The sequence below is a fragment of the Robinsoniella peoriensis genome (assembly GCF_000797495.1).
GTDB lineage: Bacteria > Bacillota > Clostridia > Lachnospirales > Lachnospiraceae > Robinsoniella > Robinsoniella peoriensis.
This window is the reverse complement of record NZ_JTGN01000011.1, coordinates 13,696-31,022: the sequence shown is the minus strand read 5'-3', so window position 1 is coordinate 31,022 and position 17,327 is coordinate 13,696. Positions and strand designations below refer to the sequence as shown.

The 17,327-nt window shown below is 40.9% G+C and carries 14 protein-coding genes, 2 pseudogenes and 1 riboswitch; of the genes and pseudogenes, 9 read left to right on the top strand and 7 right to left on the bottom strand.

The features are described from left to right. Positions 1–38: 38 nt before the first annotated feature. A pseudogene (locus tag QR40_RS33840) lies at positions 39–131 on the bottom strand (DUF6783 domain-containing protein); the annotation flags it as partial. Positions 132–534: 403 nt separating this feature from the next. Between QR40_RS33840 and QR40_RS20555 the strand changes: the two are divergent. The 5 genes from QR40_RS20555 to QR40_RS20535 all read left to right on the top strand — a co-directional run bounded on the left by QR40_RS20555 (position 535) and on the right by QR40_RS20535 (position 7,461). Next, positions 535–1,761 (top strand): uroporphyrinogen decarboxylase family protein, encoded by a 1,227-nt coding sequence (locus tag QR40_RS20555; RefSeq protein ID WP_200889764.1) that lies wholly within the window; start codon positions 535–537, stop codon positions 1,759–1,761. Between the two features lie 25 nt (positions 1,762–1,786). Continuing rightward, positions 1,787–2,944 (top strand): substrate-binding domain-containing protein, encoded by a 1,158-nt coding sequence (locus tag QR40_RS20550; protein ID WP_044296599.1) that lies wholly within the window; start codon positions 1,787–1,789, stop codon positions 2,942–2,944. Between the two features lie 72 nt (positions 2,945–3,016). Next, a complete protein-coding gene (locus QR40_RS20545) occupies positions 3,017–4,492 on the top strand; it encodes a sugar ABC transporter ATP-binding protein (protein WP_027296935.1) in 1,476 nt (491 codons plus the stop codon). A 9-nt stretch (positions 4,493–4,501) separates the two neighbouring features. Continuing rightward, entirely contained in the window at positions 4,502–5,485 is a 984-nt protein-coding gene (locus tag QR40_RS20540) for an ABC transporter permease (protein ID WP_044296598.1), read from the top strand. 173 nt (positions 5,486–5,658) lie between these two features. After that, the gene (locus QR40_RS20535; RefSeq protein ID WP_044296597.1) at positions 5,659–7,461 is read left to right on the top strand and encodes a glycerophosphodiester phosphodiesterase; all 1,803 of its coding nucleotides are present in this window, start codon (positions 5,659–5,661) and stop codon (positions 7,459–7,461) included. A gap of 16 nt (positions 7,462–7,477) precedes the next feature. Here QR40_RS20535 and QR40_RS20530 read toward each other — a convergent pair whose 3' ends face one another. Continuing rightward, positions 7,478–8,404, bottom strand: coding sequence for a DMT family transporter (locus QR40_RS20530; protein ID WP_044296596.1), 927 nt, complete (start codon positions 8,402–8,404; stop codon positions 7,478–7,480). Between the two features lie 242 nt (positions 8,405–8,646). On the opposite strand from QR40_RS20530, the gene QR40_RS32665 reads away from it, so the two are divergent. Then, the gene (locus QR40_RS32665; RefSeq protein ID WP_276325452.1) at positions 8,647–8,769 is read left to right on the top strand and encodes a hypothetical protein; all 123 of its coding nucleotides are present in this window, start codon (positions 8,647–8,649) and stop codon (positions 8,767–8,769) included. A 209-nt stretch (positions 8,770–8,978) separates the two neighbouring features. Here QR40_RS32665 and QR40_RS33295 read toward each other — a convergent pair whose 3' ends face one another. From QR40_RS33295 to QR40_RS20505, 5 genes and pseudogenes are all read right to left on the bottom strand, one after another. Further along, positions 8,979–9,776 (bottom strand): sirohydrochlorin cobaltochelatase, encoded by a 798-nt coding sequence (locus QR40_RS33295; RefSeq protein WP_044290518.1) that lies wholly within the window; start codon positions 9,774–9,776, stop codon positions 8,979–8,981. Positions 9,777–10,040: 264 nt separating this feature from the next. Continuing rightward, positions 10,041–10,640 (bottom strand): annotated as a pseudogene (locus tag QR40_RS33290) (energy-coupling factor ABC transporter ATP-binding protein); the annotation flags it as partial. 12 nt (positions 10,641–10,652) lie between these two features. After that, complete coding sequence (cbiQ, locus tag QR40_RS20515; RefSeq protein ID WP_044296595.1) at positions 10,653–11,438, bottom strand: cobalt ECF transporter T component CbiQ; 786 nt, start codon at positions 11,436–11,438, stop codon at positions 10,653–10,655. Positions 11,439–11,483: 45 nt separating this feature from the next. Then, complete coding sequence (locus tag QR40_RS20510) at positions 11,484–11,822, bottom strand: energy-coupling factor ABC transporter substrate-binding protein (protein WP_044289789.1); 339 nt, start codon at positions 11,820–11,822, stop codon at positions 11,484–11,486. Further along, on the bottom strand, positions 11,812–12,573 hold the full coding sequence (locus tag QR40_RS20505; RefSeq protein ID WP_027296940.1) for an energy-coupling factor ABC transporter permease: 762 nt from the start codon (positions 12,571–12,573) through the stop codon (positions 11,812–11,814). The genes QR40_RS20510 and QR40_RS20505 overlap by 11 nt, the downstream gene beginning before the upstream one ends. A 150-nt stretch (positions 12,574–12,723) precedes the next feature. Further along, positions 12,724–12,908: riboswitch (cobalamin riboswitch) on the bottom strand. 746 nt (positions 12,909–13,654) lie between these two features. Between QR40_RS20505 and hemA the strand changes: the two genes are divergently transcribed. The 3 genes from hemA to cobA are packed head-to-tail and all read left to right on the top strand — an operon-like array spanning position 13,655 to position 17,307. Continuing rightward, positions 13,655–14,884: a glutamyl-tRNA reductase gene (hemA, locus tag QR40_RS20500; protein ID WP_027296941.1), complete on the top strand. Its 1,230-nt coding sequence runs from the start codon at positions 13,655–13,657 to the stop codon at positions 14,882–14,884. A 13-nt stretch (positions 14,885–14,897) separates the two neighbouring features. Further along, entirely contained in the window at positions 14,898–15,794 is an 897-nt protein-coding gene (hemC, locus tag QR40_RS20495; protein ID WP_044296594.1) for a hydroxymethylbilane synthase, read from the top strand. Position 15,795: 1 nt separating this feature from the next. Then, entirely contained in the window at positions 15,796–17,307 is a 1,512-nt protein-coding gene (gene cobA / locus QR40_RS20490; protein WP_044296593.1) for a uroporphyrinogen-III C-methyltransferase, read from the top strand. Positions 17,308–17,327: the final 20 nt, after the last annotated feature.

Sequence of the window (17,327 nt, the reverse complement as noted above, 5' to 3'; positions counted from 1 at the left end):
AAAATTAATATGGTCATAATCAATTTATATAAATCTAATTATAACTGAAAGATGTAAATCAGTATATACCTTTTATTAGTGCCTGTTTTAAAATTCATTCCTGTCATTTCTACGCCCCACTTCCCGGTATATTAGCTTCAAATTCAATAGCCCGCCTATGAGCTCTTCCTTTGGAACGAATCTCCCGCAAAGTGTGAGCGCAGCTGTCAGAAAGAAATTTTAAAACACGCTCTCGTAGTCCATAAAGATAGAATTCACAATGAAGCATGGTGAATTTCATCAGTTTATCCTCAATCTTTTCAAATTTCACAATAATCATAATCTATAAAAATTGTTTTAATATAAAATGAGTTTAACAGATATTCGAATATATGTAAAATCAATATATTATCATCAAATTATATTTGTGATAATTGCATATAATATGATTTATAATATTGTAAAATACATACAAAATGATTACATAAAAGAAAAATGACTTGATTAATTAGTACAACGGTGATACTATTAAGAAAAAGCAGGGAGGTTAAAATAATGAATTCGCGGGAAAGAATAATAGCGGCACTGAACCACCAAAAAGCAGATGTTATTCCAATTGATTTTGGTGCCATGAGATCTACCGGTATCAGTATATGGGCATATCAAAGTCTAAAAGAGCATCTGGGCCTGGATACAACCACTACAAAATTATATGATGTCTTTCAACAGTTGGCGGAACCGGAGAAAGAGATCCTGGACAGGCTGGGAGCAGATGTGGTTCAGGTACACCGCCTGGCTTCAGCATTTGGGGTGAAAATTGACAGGTGGAAAGAAGGAGATAATGGAAGGGGGATCAAATGTATGGTACCGGAAGACTATCATCCGATACCAATGGAAAACGGAGAACTAACGATACAAAGGGAAGGAAAAGTATTGGCAAAAATGCCAAGAGAAGGATTTTATTTCGATCAGACCTGTCATCCGTTAGAGTCTGCTGAAGATGTAGAAGATTTGGAAAATTATACATTTCCAGTCATCACGGAAGAAGAGATCTGCTATATGGAACAAAAGGCAAAAGAAGCTTTCGAGAATACGGACAGAGCCGTTTTAATGGAATTCGGAGGAAATATCTTAGAGGCCGGAGAAACAGATTTTGGATTTGAAAATTTCTTTATGAATCTCTTAGCAGAACCGGAATTAGTACATACCTACTTAGAGAGGTTATCTGACTCTTACATTGAGAGCCTGAAGAAACTCATGCCCAGAGTTCATAAATATATTCAGATCATACAGTTTGGGGATGATCTCGGTTCACAGGAGTCCACTTTGATTTCTAAAGAAGTTTATAGGGAAATGATTAAACCTTATCACAAGAAAATATTTAGTTATATCAGAGAGAATTATCCTGAAGTTAAGGTATTTCTACATAGCTGCGGTGCAATTTTAGAATTGATACCGGACTTAATCGATGCCGGTGTGCAGATACTCAATCCTATTCAGATTGCGGCAAAAGGAATGGATCCCGAGACTCTGGTGGACCGGTTTGGCGACGATCTGGTATTTTGGGGCGGAGGAGCGAATACCCAGGTAACGTGTAATTATGGAACGGTGGAAGAGATACAGGCAGAAGTGAAAAAGTTAATACAGATATTTTCAAGAAAGAACGGCTACGTTTTTAACCAGGTGCACAATCTGCAGGCAAATGTACCGCCTGAAAAAATACTTGCAATATATGATGCGGCACAGGAATACCGGAAAGAACACGGAAATGTATTCAATTAAAAATTAAATTGCGGAGGAATACGGGATGAAGGTAAAAAAATTATTAGCAGTTATGATGGCATTGGGGATGACATTATCATTAGCAGCATGTGGAAGCGGGGCAGCTGGAACCACAGCAACTCAAAAGGAATCCGTTAAGGAAACAGAAGCGAAAACAGAAACAAAAACAGAAACAAAAACAGAATCAAAGGCAGACGGGACAGAAGCGAATGAAGCTGAAACAGCGGCAAAAGAAACAGACCAGTCAGCAGCAAAAGAAGCAAAGAAAGATCCAAAAGATATTAAAGTAGCGGGGGTTGTATTTCAGGAAGACCAGTTTATGATGCTGATGCAAATGGGGTATCAGGCAGCGGCAGATTATTATGGAGTAACCTGTATGCTTAGTAATACCAATAACGACCAGGCAAAAGAGGCAGAATTAATTAATACCTATGTAACCCAGGGAATTGACGGTATTGCAATCTCGCCGCTGAATGAAACTTCATCCATTCAGACTCTTAAAATGGCAAATGAAAAAGGTCTGGAAATTGCAGTAGGAAATACTCAGCTTAAAGATGCTCCCTTTGTATGCGGCGGGTTTACATCGGATAATTATAACTTAGGAGAATTAACGGGAAAAGAAGCAAGAAAATATATTGAAGAAAAACTGGGCGGAAAAGCCAAGATTGCCATCGTAGAATACAAATCATTACTTCCGGAACAGTCCACGGCTAGAAGAACCGGATTTGTTGACCAGTTAGAAGGACTGGATGTGGAAATTGTAGCGGATCAGGATGCATGGCTTCAGGACACGGCAATCCAGGTAGTGGGGGATATTCTGACTGCAAACGAATCAAAAGGCGGAATTGATATGATCTGGGCTGCAAATGACGGAGGCACAATCGGGGCCACTATGGCTGTGAAAAATGCTGGAAAAGCAGGAACTACCGTTGTCTTTGGTACCGATGCGGCAGAACAGCAGGCAGCATTTATTCAGTCTGACGATAACATTCTGCAGTGTGTTACGGGTCAGGATCCGTATACTATCGGATATAATACAATGGAGGTTTTGATTAAGGCCATTATGGGCGAAGAGGCTTCTTACGGAAAAGAAGTTGTAGTACCGGGTATTGTTTTAACCAGGGATGATATTCCTGCTGTACAGGCTTTTGAAAAAGATCTGGCTGAGAAGACAGGTAAATAGGCTTTGGGGCTGCCGTTGGAGCATATTGTAAGATATGCTCTATGGCAGCCCTGGAAAATGAGAGGTGAAACCATGAGTGTTTTGAAAGCAGAAAATATAACAAAGGTTTACCCTGGAACAGTGGCACTTAACGATGTGACAGTATCTTTTGAAAGCGGAAAGGTTCATGCATTTATAGGTAAAAACGGATCCGGAAAGTCTACGTTAGTAAAAGTTTTCTCAGGAGCGGTAGAACCCACAAAGGGAAATTTTTATTTAGATGATGAGAAGCTAAAGCTCAGTTCTCCGCAGGAAGCCTTCAGCAAGGGAATTGCGACTGTTTATCAGGAATTAAGTCTGATCCCGGGGCTCTCGGTAGCCGAGAATATTTTAATGGGAAGGCTTCCTATGAAAGGGAAGTTTATCGACTGGAAAGAAACGTATAAGCGTGCCCAGGCAGTTTTGGAAGATTTAAAAGTAGATATATCCCCAAAAGAAATGGTGGCAAACCTGAGTTTGTGGCAGTGCCAGATGGTTGAAATTGTAAAAGCAATGAGCTCGAGTCCCAAAGTGCTAATGTTGGACGAGCCTACATCATCACTGGCAAATCATGAAATCACGCTGTTATTTGATATGATACGGAGACTTAAAGAGAAAGATGTCATTATCATTTACATATCGCACAGACTCCAGGAGCTGTGGCAGATAGCCGACACCTGTACCGTTCTGCGGGATGGTATATTTATCGGAAAAACAGTCATGAAAGATACCAGTCATAAAGAACTGGTAAAGATGATGTTCGGAAATGTAGAAATCAAGACAAGGCCGCAGGATCTGGTAGCGGGAAAAAAAGATATTCTGAAAATCCAGGGACTAACAAGAAAGAATGTGTTTTCCGATATATCCTTTTCCGTCAAAGAAAATGAAATTCTGGGAATAGCCGGGATGTTGGGAGCAGGCAGGACAGAACTGTTAAAATCAATCTTTGGGGCAGATCCTTTTGACTCCGGCAGAATTGAGTTTTATGGAGAAGAAATCAAAAATCCAAATCCGGTAAAGATGAGAAATAAAGGATTTGCATTAACTCCGGAAGACAGGAAAAAGGAAGGACTGGTTCAGATCATGTCCGTTTATGGAAATCTGTGTGTAGCCAGCATTGATTATCTTGGCAAACACAAATTTATCCAGAGAAACAAAGAAAAGGAATATGTCAGCAGGCAGATTGAAGGATTACAGATAAAAGTTCCCGATGTACAGCTTCCGGTATTGTCTCTGTCCGGAGGAAACCAGCAAAAAGTTGTTGTGGGAAACTGGCTGAATACAAATCCTAAGATTATGTTTTTCGATGAGCCCTCCAGAGGAATTGACGTAAATGCAAAACAGCAGATCTTCCAGATTATCTGGGAACAGTCACGAAAAGGCGTATCCAGTATTATGGTATCTTCAGAACTGGAAGAACTACTGGAGGTCTGTCACAGAATTTTAATTATGTATGAGGGAAAAATCATAAATGAAGTATACCCAGAAAACGTGACTGCGGAAGAATTATATGCGTTGTGTATGGGCTAGGAGGTCAATATGAAAACAAAAAGTGTTGATATTAAAAAAATCTTAAAGTCCAATGTGATGGAAGTAGTACTGTTAATTATTACGATCATCATTGCATTCACAGCGACAGGCTTTTTTACCAGTTCTAACTTACTTGGAATTCTGAGAAGTTCAGCTTTAAAAGGTGTAATTGCATTTGGAATGACGATGGTTATAATCTGCGGGGAAATAGATCTGTCCATTTCATCTACGGTGGCGCTGTCGGGAATTATAACGGCACTGACTGCAGGAAAACTGGAAGCACTCGGGATCATGCCGCTGGCATATGGAGTTATTGCAGGGATGATTCTGGCAATTATTATAGCTGCTCTGGTAGGGGTGTTTAATGGCTATTTGAGAACCAGATTTAACATACCTACATTCATCATTACACTGGCGATGATGAACGTCCTGTACGGAGCTGCAGCGCTTCTGTCAAAAGGTTTTCCATTAACGTCTCTTCCGGCGTGGTATAATGTTTTAGGAGCCGGATCAATAGGTCCTGTGCCGGTACCGGCAATCATTTTGATTTTCATATTTATTGTTGTACATATCATTATGTCTTATACCACATTTGGTAGGTCTGTATATGCGGTTGGCGGGAATCCGGAATCAGCAAGACTTTCAGGCATCAATGTAAAAAAAGTGAAGATTCTCGTAATGGTCGGAGTACAGGTATTGGCGGCGCTGGGCGGAATAATGTGTTCATCCCAGGTAATGTCAGCGGCACATAACTTTGGAAAAGGATGGGAGATGGATGTCATTGCATCCGTAATCATTGGCGGAGCCAGCATGAATGGAGGAATCGGCAAGGTAAGAGGAACCTTTGTAGGTATCATTTTTCTTGGAATCTTATTAAATGGAATGACCCTTATGAACGTAAGTGAATATATCCAGTATATTGTAAGAGGCGGTTTAATCTTAGGTGCAGTATTAGTAAATGCAATACAGTTTAGCAGATCAGGTGAAGCGTAAAAATATATAATAACTTTCATTTAGCAGGTGTTTATGTCTATAAAAATGGAATACTAACTGGTGTACTTTGATTATCGGGTATGCCAGTTATTTTTATTTCCTTTACAAAAAATGACAAATTATGATATTATAGGAAACATATTTTAAAAACATTCTGGTGGATAGGAGCTCTTATGATTCAAAAGTTTAAAAAAATAATACAACTAATACGCTGGGATTGGACAACATTGCTGCTATTTGAGGCGATTTATAAAATGATTTGGATGACAGGGCTGGTTATTCTCCAGGATGGGTTAGAAGAACTCATGTCCCGGGCGAATTTATATTATATTACCATGGATAATGTAGGACGTCTGTTTTCAGCTCCAATCCTTATATTAGGACTTCTGTTTTTGCTGTTTTTACTTGCATTCTTTATATATATGGAAATAACAGGAATTATCATTTATTTTGATCACAGCAGAAGAGATGATCCGGTCAAAGTGCGGGGACTGCTTTTTCAGTCAATGAAAAAGGCGTTTGTAGTCTTTAAACCTTTCAACCTTCCATTGCTGGTATTTGTAATATTGTTTATGCCCCTTGCGGGAATCCCTTTTACATCGGGGCCTTTTCAGGGATTTGAGATCCCGGGGTTTATTCTGGATTTCATTTTGGAAAATAAAGTATTAAATGTTGTATTTCTGATCGTCATGCTGATTGTGGTGATAATTGTATTTAGGCTGATATTCAGCCTGCATGAGGTTGTACTTGAAAATAAAAGTTTCTTTGGCGGATGCAAAGAAAGTGTTCGAAAAACAAGGAAAAAATTTATACGCCGAATCTTCTCGTTTATAATTTGGAATATACTTTACATTGTCTTCGAAATTATTGTAGCTGCAGCTGTAATTGCAATCCTTTTGGCGGCTGCCAGGTTCTTCCATACCGGGTTAGAAGCAAGAGATTATTTCTGGTTTAATTTAACAGTTTGGAGCGGACTTGGAATTGTACTTAGCACTATTGGCCTGGCTGTCTGCAATCTGGGCTTTATATCAGTGTATTATTATGAGCTAAGTGAGTGCGAGCCTGTTGAGCGCAGTAAAGATGACAAACATATTTTACAGAGGCTGTTAAAAAAGGTAGTCATTCTTGTCATGGTATTTCTGATTCTGGGAATGTACATTGATAACACACCATATGCGGTAAGCGTTGCCATGCTCCGGGATGATAAGGCACATGTTGACATAGTTGCCCATCGTGGGGGGGCTATGTTTGCTCCGGAAAATACCCTTGCTGCGCTGAGAGAATCCATCGATAGTAAGGCAGATTATGCTGAGATTGATGTCCAGGAAACGAAAGACGGAGAGTTAGTAATTATGCATGATTCTAATTTTGAACGTACAACCGGCGTTAAGAAAAATGTATGGGAAGTCAATCTGGATGAAGTCAGGCAGTATGATGCAGGAATCCGTACTGCCTACCGCTATAAAGGAGAAAAAATCCCCACTCTAGAAGAGATGATACAGGAAGCGGGAACCAAAATTAAGTTAATGATTGAACTGAAAAGTTCGGGACATGAACAAAATCTGGAACAGAGTACGGTTAACCTCATCCGGCAATACCAGTATCAGGAGCAATGTATGATAGTCTCCATGGACCGAAAAATACTGAAAAAAGTAAAAGAGATTGCACCGGAAATAAAAACAGGTTCCATATCTGCAGTTGCTTATGGAAAAATTGAAAATATAAAGGAAGCAGATGTATTCAGTCTGGAAGCAACGTTTGTAACAAGAAGCCTGATCAACCGTTTAAAAGACTCTGGAAAGCCAATTTATGTATGGACGCTAAATAACGAAAAATCTATTCGAAAATATGTAGATATGGGAGTGGATGGTATTATAACCGACAACCAGTACCTGGCAAGCTACGTCTTAGATACCAGAGGACAGGATCTGATGTTAGATGGAATAGTAGATAAAGTATTAGGTAAACAGGAATAAGAACAGATCGAAGTTCTTACTTCACAGAAATGCTGTGGAGCGAGAACTTCCGGAAACGGCTTTCTTTTGCATCGGTAGAAGTATAGTATGTACCGGCAGCCATAACCAGGAAAGCCAATACAAAGCTCAGATGGGGAATTTCCCGGAAAATGATCAATGAAAGGAATACTCCGATAAATGGCGAAATAGAGTAATATGCGCTGGTTTTTGCCGCTCCCAGGCTTCTTTGGGCATATACATAGCAGAATATACTTAAGCCATATGACACAAAACCTAAAATTAGGGTGAAGAAAATATAAAGGGCAGGGATACCATTTTCATGAAGCAGAAAAGAAAGCAGTAACGAACCTGTACCGGAACCAAAACCTTTGAGGATTACAACTTTCAGCGGGCTGTTTTTCGAAAGCATACGGGTACAATTATTTTCAAATCCCCAGCATACACACGCTCCCAGTACAAAAAGAGAGCTATAGGAGAAAGAAAGGCTTCCCGGTTCAGGCAGAGATAAAATCAGGCTGGAGAGAGTAATCAATCCGATACCGAACCAGAGGCGACCTGTGATTTTTTCCCGGAATAAGGTAAAAGCAATCAGGGAAGTTGCTACAATCTCAAAATTATTTAAAAGAGATACATTGGCGGCGGAGGCTTTCGACAACCCCGTCATTAATAAAAATGGAGCCGCAATATCTAATAAAATCATACCTGCAATATAAGGAAAATCCCGTTTTATAAAGGGCGTGTCTTTCGATATGGGAACAACCTTTTTCTGAATCAGGTTAATGGATGCCATACCAATCCCGGCGCCCAGATAGAGCAGGGATGCCATGAGTGCAGGCGGTATTTCTGATAACAGAAGTTTAGAAATCGGAGAACTTATGGAATAAAGAACAGCCGCAGCAATTGCGCTTAATACAGCAATATGTTTTTTAATTTTTATTTTCATAATCGGCACATCCTTTCTATACATATCCCCTATGGGGGGATATGTATATTATAGCACTGCAGCACAATGAATACAAGGGTCTGGAATATAAATTTTAGCATCCGCCCTGTTATTTGTACCTATCTAAATGATAAACAAAGGATGTTTTAATTCTCCTGAATTCTGGGGAATTAAAACATCCTTTAGATAAGAAAGCAATGTTGGGGTTTAGCTGAGAAGGGGACGCTTTGTAGATGTAGGTAGTGTACGGAAAGAGAAGGGGACGGACCAGACATTGGTTTGGAAGGCTTACCGCAGAACTGGCATTTCCTAACCTTCCCGGAGCACTTTTTGGCGGCACGCGGGCATTCGCTCCGAAATCCTGATGCATTTCGCAGCTCACTGCCCGCTTACAATCCGATGGGAGAAGTACTGCATTTTGCAATGCAGTACTGGTCGAATTGTATCCGCCAAAAAGCACACCGGGAAGGTAAGTAAATGCTCAGCTCTGCTATACGCCTCCCAAACCCATCTTTCCGTACACTACCTACATCTACAAAGCGTCTTAATCAGCTAAACCCAAATTGTACCTTGTCTATTTTTCATTTAAAGTCATCATAATATGATTGATAAATAAATCCCGGATACTTGCATATTCGCCCAGGCCTTTTAATACACATTCAACGGTATAGCCGGCTTCTTTTAACTGGCAGTACCAGGATTCAGGATCATCACCTGCCATATCATTTCTGGCATGATCACCTGCCACGATCATGAATGGTGCCAAAACAACTTTTTTCGGTCTCTTTGCCGCAATCATTTTTAAGATAGAAGACATGGAAGGATAGGCTTCCACAGTACCCAGGTATATATTTTGATGTCCATAATCCTTAAATGCATAATCCAGAGCGGCATAGATAGCATTGGCATAATGTGTTGTTCCGTGTCCCATCATAACCAGTACTTCGTCTTCGGAAAGAGAAGAGAATTCGCCTGCAATCGCCTGTATCACAGTCTGATTATCTTCTTCTGTAGTAAGAAGCGGATTCCCAAACCGTATGGAATGAAATGATTCCTGGTAAGACAGAGCATCTTCCTGCATCAGATCATTTTCAATTCCGTTGATTACATGAGTGGGCTGAACGACAACATCGGTAATCCCGTCTGCTTTCATCTGTTCCATGGCTTCTTTTACATTGTTGATGTGGATGCCATCCCTTTTTTTAATCTTCGCTAAAATCATTTTACTTGTCCAGGCACGGTAAATTTTAAATTCCGGAAAAGCAGCCTGGATAGAATTTTCAATAGCATCAATGGTTACTTTCCTGGTTTCATCATAGCTGGTTCCGAAGCTAACTACCAGAATTGCCTGTTTTTTGTTCGTGTCTTCCAATTTCGTTCCTCCATAGTGTGGTTTTGTACTTATTTTTTCAATATAGCCTTCCAGTGTGGATAGGCTTTTTGGCAGTGGGAGAGAGGGGAGAAGAACTCCCTTCTTACATAGGCTTTCAAATAGCTGAATTGCAGCCGGCTGTTCCAGATTCGTCTGGTGAAGGATGGATTTATTGACGAAGACTTCTTCCGGAGCGCCTTCCATATAAACAGTACCATCTTTAAACAACACCACGTCATCAGCCCATTTTAGTGCAAAATCCACATCGTGGGTGGAAATAATGACCGTAATTCCCTGATTGGTTAATTTATCGATGATCTGGTTAACCAGAGTCGTATGTTTGGGGTCAAGTGCAGCAGCCGGTTCGTCAAATATAATAACATCCGGGTGCATAACCAGAATGTCTGCAATCGAAACCTGTTTTTTCTGACCGCCGCTTAACGCATGGGTAGGCTTGCTGCGAAAAGGGGTGATCTCAAGGTGGTCAATAACTTCTTCCACTTCTTTTTTAGCGGTTTGCTCATCAACACCTAGATTCAGGATGCCAAAAGAAATTTCCTGGTATACGCTGGCGGAGAACAGCTGATTATCCGGATCCTGAAATACGATGCCTACCTTACTTCGAAGACTTAACAGGCCTTTGCGGCTGTAGTCATAGGGCGATCCATAGAAGTACATTGTTCCGCTTTGCGGGCGGTGTATGCCGTTCAGACACAGAAAAAAAGTGGATTTACCGGAACCATTTGCCCCCATAAATGCGATTTTTCTTCCTTTTCGTATTTCCAGGTTGATTCCTTTCAATGCCTGATTGCCATCTTCATAGGCATAACATACGTTTTCAGCTTTAAGGATAATATCATTCATAAGTTTTCTCCTCTATATATGTAATCCGCAGATACGCAGTATCACGGATATGATAATCAAAGTCAGTTCAAATACGATCAAATAAATAATATGTTTTTTCTTTGCAGGATAATTTTCTTCCAGTACATGGATTGTACCGTCATAACAGCGGGACTCCATTGCATCAAATAAAAAGGAAGATTTTTTGAAAGCACGGATAAATAATGCTGAGATCAGGTTGCCCATAGATCTGCAGGATGTTTTTAAATTTACATTTCCAAGACGGGAGCGCTGTGCACAGGTCAGGGAATCGGCAATATCTAATAATACGAAAATAAACCGGTAAATGAGCAGCATCAGCTCTATTAATAGTTCAGGACAATGGATTTTACGAAAAACCGTCAGAATGTCTGTAATGGGTGTGGAAAGGGATAAAAAATACAAACAGGAAACACTTGCCAAAGCAGTAAGAATCAACTGTGCCGCAAATAGCAGGGAAGACCGGCTGCTTGTGATAAAGATATTCCCCACCGGAATAGCAAATGCTGAGAGTGGGGTTTTTGAAAAGTTGATAATAATGGCGATGGTGCTTAAAAATAAAAAGATAAGCGGTATTCGCATCAGCCTGATATAATGGGAAGGGGATATCCCGCCAACGTGTATGGTGAGATATCCCATTGCAAATAAAATGCAGACAGAAAGTGCAATCGAACGATCTATTACACAAAACAGAAGTGTAATTATTGCAAGAGCTGTTTTAACTGAAGCATTTGTGTACCTTAATTTTGAAGTATAACATAGCTTATCGATGATAATCATTTTATTAACCTTCCCAATATGTAGTATTTAGGAGAACCCAGTAATTTAAGCTTTGGCCTTTTTTGCTTTACTCAAAGTTCCTTTGCTCTCTTCTTCTTTTTTTGCATGCTTTGTGCGTTCACGCAGCATACCGATGCAATAACCGAATACACCTGCGCCAAGAGCAGCCTGCAGACAGAAGAGAAGACTTTCTGTTTCTCCGCCCGGTGGCTCTAAAAGAGGAGATGCCCAAGGCTGATAATTAGGGTCAATCTGAGTGATTGCTTCTTCAGCAGCGCCATCAGCACCGCCGAATTCTGAGTCCTTATTTAATGCCAGAGGTACTACGGCGATCAATACACAGATTAAAAGCAGGATAATGACTGTTTTTCCTTTACCGCCCATTAACCACACCTCCTTTGAAATAACCAAGATCTGTTAATTCAGATTTGGCATAAGATTCCAGACCAATCATAACGACAGCTGTAATAATACCTTCGATAATAGCAAGTGGAACCTGAGTAACAGCGAAAATACCCATGAACTTCGTAAGGGAAGCCATAAATCCGCCAACCTCCGAAGGGTACGCAATTGCCAGCTGGAAGGATGTAATCATATAAGTAAATAAATCTCCAAGGCATGCTGCCAGGAATACGGATACCAATTTATTTACGTTAAACTTCCGGCACAGTTTGTAGATACCAAATGCCAGGAAAGGACCTGCGATTGCCATGGAAAAAGTATTGGCACCTAATGTGGTAAGGCCGCCATGTGCCAGCAGAATCGCCTGGAATAATAAGACGATGATACCAATGATACTCATAGCGCTTGGTCCAAATAAGATAGCTCCCAGTCCTGTTCCGGTTGGATGAGAACTGCTTCCTGTTACGGATGGAATCTTTAAAGATGATAATACAAATGCAAATGCGCCTGCAATCGCAAGGATTACTAACACTTTGCGGTGTTCAGCAAGGGTTTTTTTAATGGAAAAAAATCCTGCTACTAAAAAAGGAACACATAACACACCCCAGATAATACAGTATGTAGGTGCGAGGTACCCCTCCATAATGTGCATTGCATTAGCAACAGGAGCAATACCAAAAGCTAATGCAAATGCGCCGGCTAAAACAACCAGTTTTCTTTGTTTCAAACTCATTCTTCTTTCCTCCTACATAAAAAAATCGCCTGATCTTCAAATTAGTTTAGAAGATAGGCGTATGGTCAGAAAATCTTGAAGACGGGCATAGATATCTATGGACATCGACAAAATAATCTGGGCACACCTAGCCATCGTTCGTAACTATGTGTAAATCTCTTATCGCAGGCAGGTCTTCTGACTCAGGCGTTAACATATCAGTTCGTCTTCCCATTCTCTAACAGTGACATTATGAACGAATACTATTCCTATACAGCGGCGCGACCGTGCGGGCATTTCACCCGACTTTCCTATTCTCTGCTTATAAAGCAGCACCTGTCGATATTCAATTATGACAAAATTTTACCATGTACAGTTATAAAAGTCAATAAAATATCTTGACTTTTCCGGCAGATAAAGCCAGTAAAATGAAGAAAAAATACGATGAAGCTACGCAGAAAATGTCTGCCACTTTTTGTTGTATGGTTATGCACCGATATATGTCTGCTTAAAAGCAACATACCGCAGAACAAACAATAAATATGCAATATGAGATGTATAAAAATAAAACTATTGCAATTATGAAAAATATGTGATATAATAAGCCACAAGCGGAAAGAAACCATATCCTACACCACGAATCACCTGCCCACAGGGCAGTCAAAGATCATAAATCAAGTAGATTTCTCTACGAATATTTCCAATTTGCCAAAATTGAATTCAATTCTAAAACAATATTTGTATGCATGTATGTTAATTCATAAATCAGGATGTGCTTTTCTTAAATATAACCGCTGTATTTTGAAAGTCAGAAGGGAGGGACAAGCGATGAATCAAATGTCTATCATTTTTATGATAGGCGGTTAAGAAAAAGTGGCCGTACCGGTTTTCCTGTACGGCTATTTATCCATGAGGAATTTTACGGGATTTTGTATCCTGTTTTATATAGAAAAAGGTACGGAATGGATTGTATATTTTTAAATTTATTGTTTGATTTTGTAAAATGTTGTGCTATGATGATTAAAGATTGTTACTATTCAATTACAAATTGTTAGAAAATTAGTATGAAAGACTTAAGAAAAAGAATGTTGAGGAATGTTTTATGGGGATTCAGATGATAGGTATTGACCACAGCAGGGCAGTATTGGATGTACGGACAATTTTTTCTTTTACAAAAAAGAGTACCGCCCAGGCTTTCGGGGAACTGAAAAAAATTGAAGGCATACAGGGGAGTATTATTATTTCTACCTGTAACCGAATGGAATTATGGGTGAGCTGCCTGGAAGATTTTAAAGGTTCTTTGTATGAGATTTTGTGTGAGATACGCCAGGTGCCTAAGGAGTTGTACCGGGAATACTTTGTGGAGCGTCGGGAAGAGGAGGCGGTACGGCATTTGTTCGAGGTATCCTGCGGGCTGAAATCCAAAATTTTAGGCGAAGACCAGATCATAACCCAGGTAAAGGATGCGCTTTCTTTTGCCAGAGAACACTATGCCACCGATAATGTCCTTGAAATATTGTTCCGCATGGCGGTTACAGCAGCAAAAAAGGTGAAAACCAATGTGACGATGTCTACTGCTAACCAATCCGTGATTCATCAGGCGATAGAAGTATTGAAAAAGGAAGGATATACATTTCGTGGTAAGAAATGCATGGTCATTGGGAATGGCGAGATGGGAAAGCTGACGGCCACGGTAATGTGTCAGGAAGGTGCTGATGTAACGGTTACCGTAAGGCAGTATCGCAGCGGTATCGTAGAAATTCCACATGGCTGCAGGAGAATTGATTACGGAGAACGTATGTCCCTGTTTGGAGAGTGTGACTATGTCGTCAGCGCAACAGCAAGTCCTAACTATACACTAAAAGAACATTGTGTCAGGGAGGCGGACGTCTGTCATGATATGGTGCTGATTGATCTGGCAGTACCAAGGGATATTGAGCCGTCAGCCAGAGAGCTTCCCCATATAAAGTTATATGATATTGATTATTTTCATATAGATATGCAGAATGAGAAATTAAAAAAGAATATCGAAGATGCCAGAATGATTCTGCAGGGTCAGATCAATGAATTTTTTGAATGGTATGAATGCAGGGACATGATTCCCAAAATTCAGGATATCAGGAACAGTGCCGTAATTGATTTGAAGCTACGCATCCAGAAGATTTTAAAAGATCTGCCGGTGGAGCGGGATATTCAGACTAGTTTACAGGAAAGCATTGAGTCTGCGGCAGGGAAAGTGGTGAATAAAATGATGTTCGGACTGCGGGATGAAGTCAGTAAAGAAACCTTCCGGGAATGTGTGGAAGGATTAAATAAAGTATATGAAAGCTAGAGGGGAAAGTAATATGGGCAGAAGTATATGTATCGGCAGCAGGGAGAGCAGGCTTGCTGTAATACAGACGGAGATGGTTATGGAGCATATCAAAAATAACCATCCGGAAATAGAAGTGGAAATGCTGACGATGAAGACCACGGGGGATATTATTCTGGATAAAACCCTGGATAAAATCGGCGGCAAAGGTTTATTCGTAAAAGAACTGGACAAAGCGCTTTTGGATCGAAGAAGTGATATGTCTGTTCACAGTTTAAAAGACATGCCGATGGAAGTGCCGGATGAACTGCCAATCGTAGCTTATTCGAAAAGGGAAGATCCAAGAGATGTGCTGGTACTGCCAAAAGGCGCTGCGCAGTGGGATTCTTCTCTTCCGATAGGATGTTCCAGCCTGCGCAGAATCCTGCAGATGAAAGAAATATTTCCAAATGCGCAGTTTAAGACCGTACGTGGGAATGTTCTGACGCGCCTGAAAAAACTGGATGATGGAGAATACAGTGCACTTCTTCTGGCAGCAGCCGGTCTTAAGAGGCTGGGATTGGAAGAGCGTATCAGCCGGTATTTTGAGCCGGAGGAGATGATGCCTGCAGCAGGTCAGGGGATCCTGGCAATTCAGGGAAGAGCCGGAGAAGACTACGGATTTTTAAAAGATTATGCAGATGAACAAGCCGGTTACGCAGCAGAGGCAGAACGGGCTTTTGTAAGAGAATTAAACGGGGGATGCAGTTCTCCGGTAGCAGCACATGCAGTTGTAAAAGAAGGAAAAATTACCCTGATAGGGCTTTATTATGATGAAGAATCAAATACTTATCTCAAGGGCAGCAAAGTAGAGACTGTCTCAAATGCCGCGAAAGCGGGAGCAGCTTTGGCAAGGGAATTGCGGGAGCAATACAGAAAGGAAGGCAACTGATATGGCAGGAAAAGTTTGGCTGGTTGGCGCAGGGCCATCCGACCCGGGATTATTTACAATAAAAGGAAAACGGGTATTAGAAGAGGCGGAGGTAGTCGTATACGATGCACTGGTTGGACAGGGTGTGCTGGGGATGATACCCTCATCTGCAAAACTGATCGACGTTGGTAAACGTGCAAATCGTCATACCATGCCTCAGGAAGAAATAAATCAGGTTTTGGTAAAAGAGGCATTAGGCGGAAAAAAGGTTGTAAGACTGAAGGGGGGAGATCCCTTTTTATTTGGACGGGGCGGAGAAGAACTGGAATTGCTGAAAAAGAATGGCATTCCATATGAAGTGGTTCCTGGTGTTACAAGTGCATTGTCGGTTCCTGCATATAATGGAATTCCAGTAACCCATAGAGATTTTTGTTCCTCGTTACATATTATTACAGGTCATAAACGACAGGGGCAGCCATATGATATAGACTTTGAAGCACTGGTAAGAACCAGGGGAACTTTGGTATTTCTCATGGGAGTAAGTTCTCTGGGAGATATTTGCCGGGGGCTTATGGATGCCGGAATGAATGGGGATATGCCGGCGGCTATTTTACAAAAGGGAACTACTGCCAGACAAAAACGGATTGTAGCTACGGTAGCTGATCTGGAGAAAGAAGTAGAGCTTCAGGGAATCGAAACGCCTGCAATTATAGTAGTAGGCAAAGTATGTGCATTGGCAGACGAATTTTCCTGGTTCGAAGATCTTCCGCTGGCAGGCAATAAGATTCTGGTAACGAGGCCAAAGCAGCTAATGTCTGTTATGAGCGAGAAACTTCGTAAAAAAGGAGCAGAGGTATTAGAACTTCCTGCTATACGCACGGAACCTGTCCGTACAAATGAGAAACTGAAAAAATGTCTTCGGGACATGAAGCAGTATCAATGGGTGGTTTTTACCAGTCCTACCGGAGTACAGGTGTTTTTTGACAAATTAAAGGAAGAAAAGATAGATATCCGAAGTCTGGCAGAGACGAAAATTGCAGTTATCGGGCAGGGAACCGGAAAAGCACTTGAAGACCGGGGCTTTTATGCAGACCTCATGCCGGAAATCTATGATGGAAAAACGCTGGGAGCTGCCTTGGCAAAAGAATGTACCGGAACAGAGAAAATTCTGATACCAAGAGCCAGAATGGGCAGTCAGGAATTACTGGCTGAGTTAAAAACGGTAAAAGGAGTTCAGATTCAGGATGTGGCAACCTATGACACGGTTTATGAAACCCAGGAACTGATCGATGAACAAAAAGAATTTAAGCAGGGTAATATAGACTATGCAGTCTTCACCAGTGCGTCAACGGTCAGAGGATTTTCTCAGGCGGTCAAAAATATCGATTACACCAAGGTAAAGGCAGTATGTATTGGAAAGCAGACCGCGGCAGCTGCAGCTGAACTTGGGATGCAGACTGCAGTAGCCAGAATGGCAACAATGGACAGTGTAGTGGAGTGTCTGGAAGAGCTTTGTTCGACAGAGCGTGTTTAAAAAATACCGTATTGCATCAA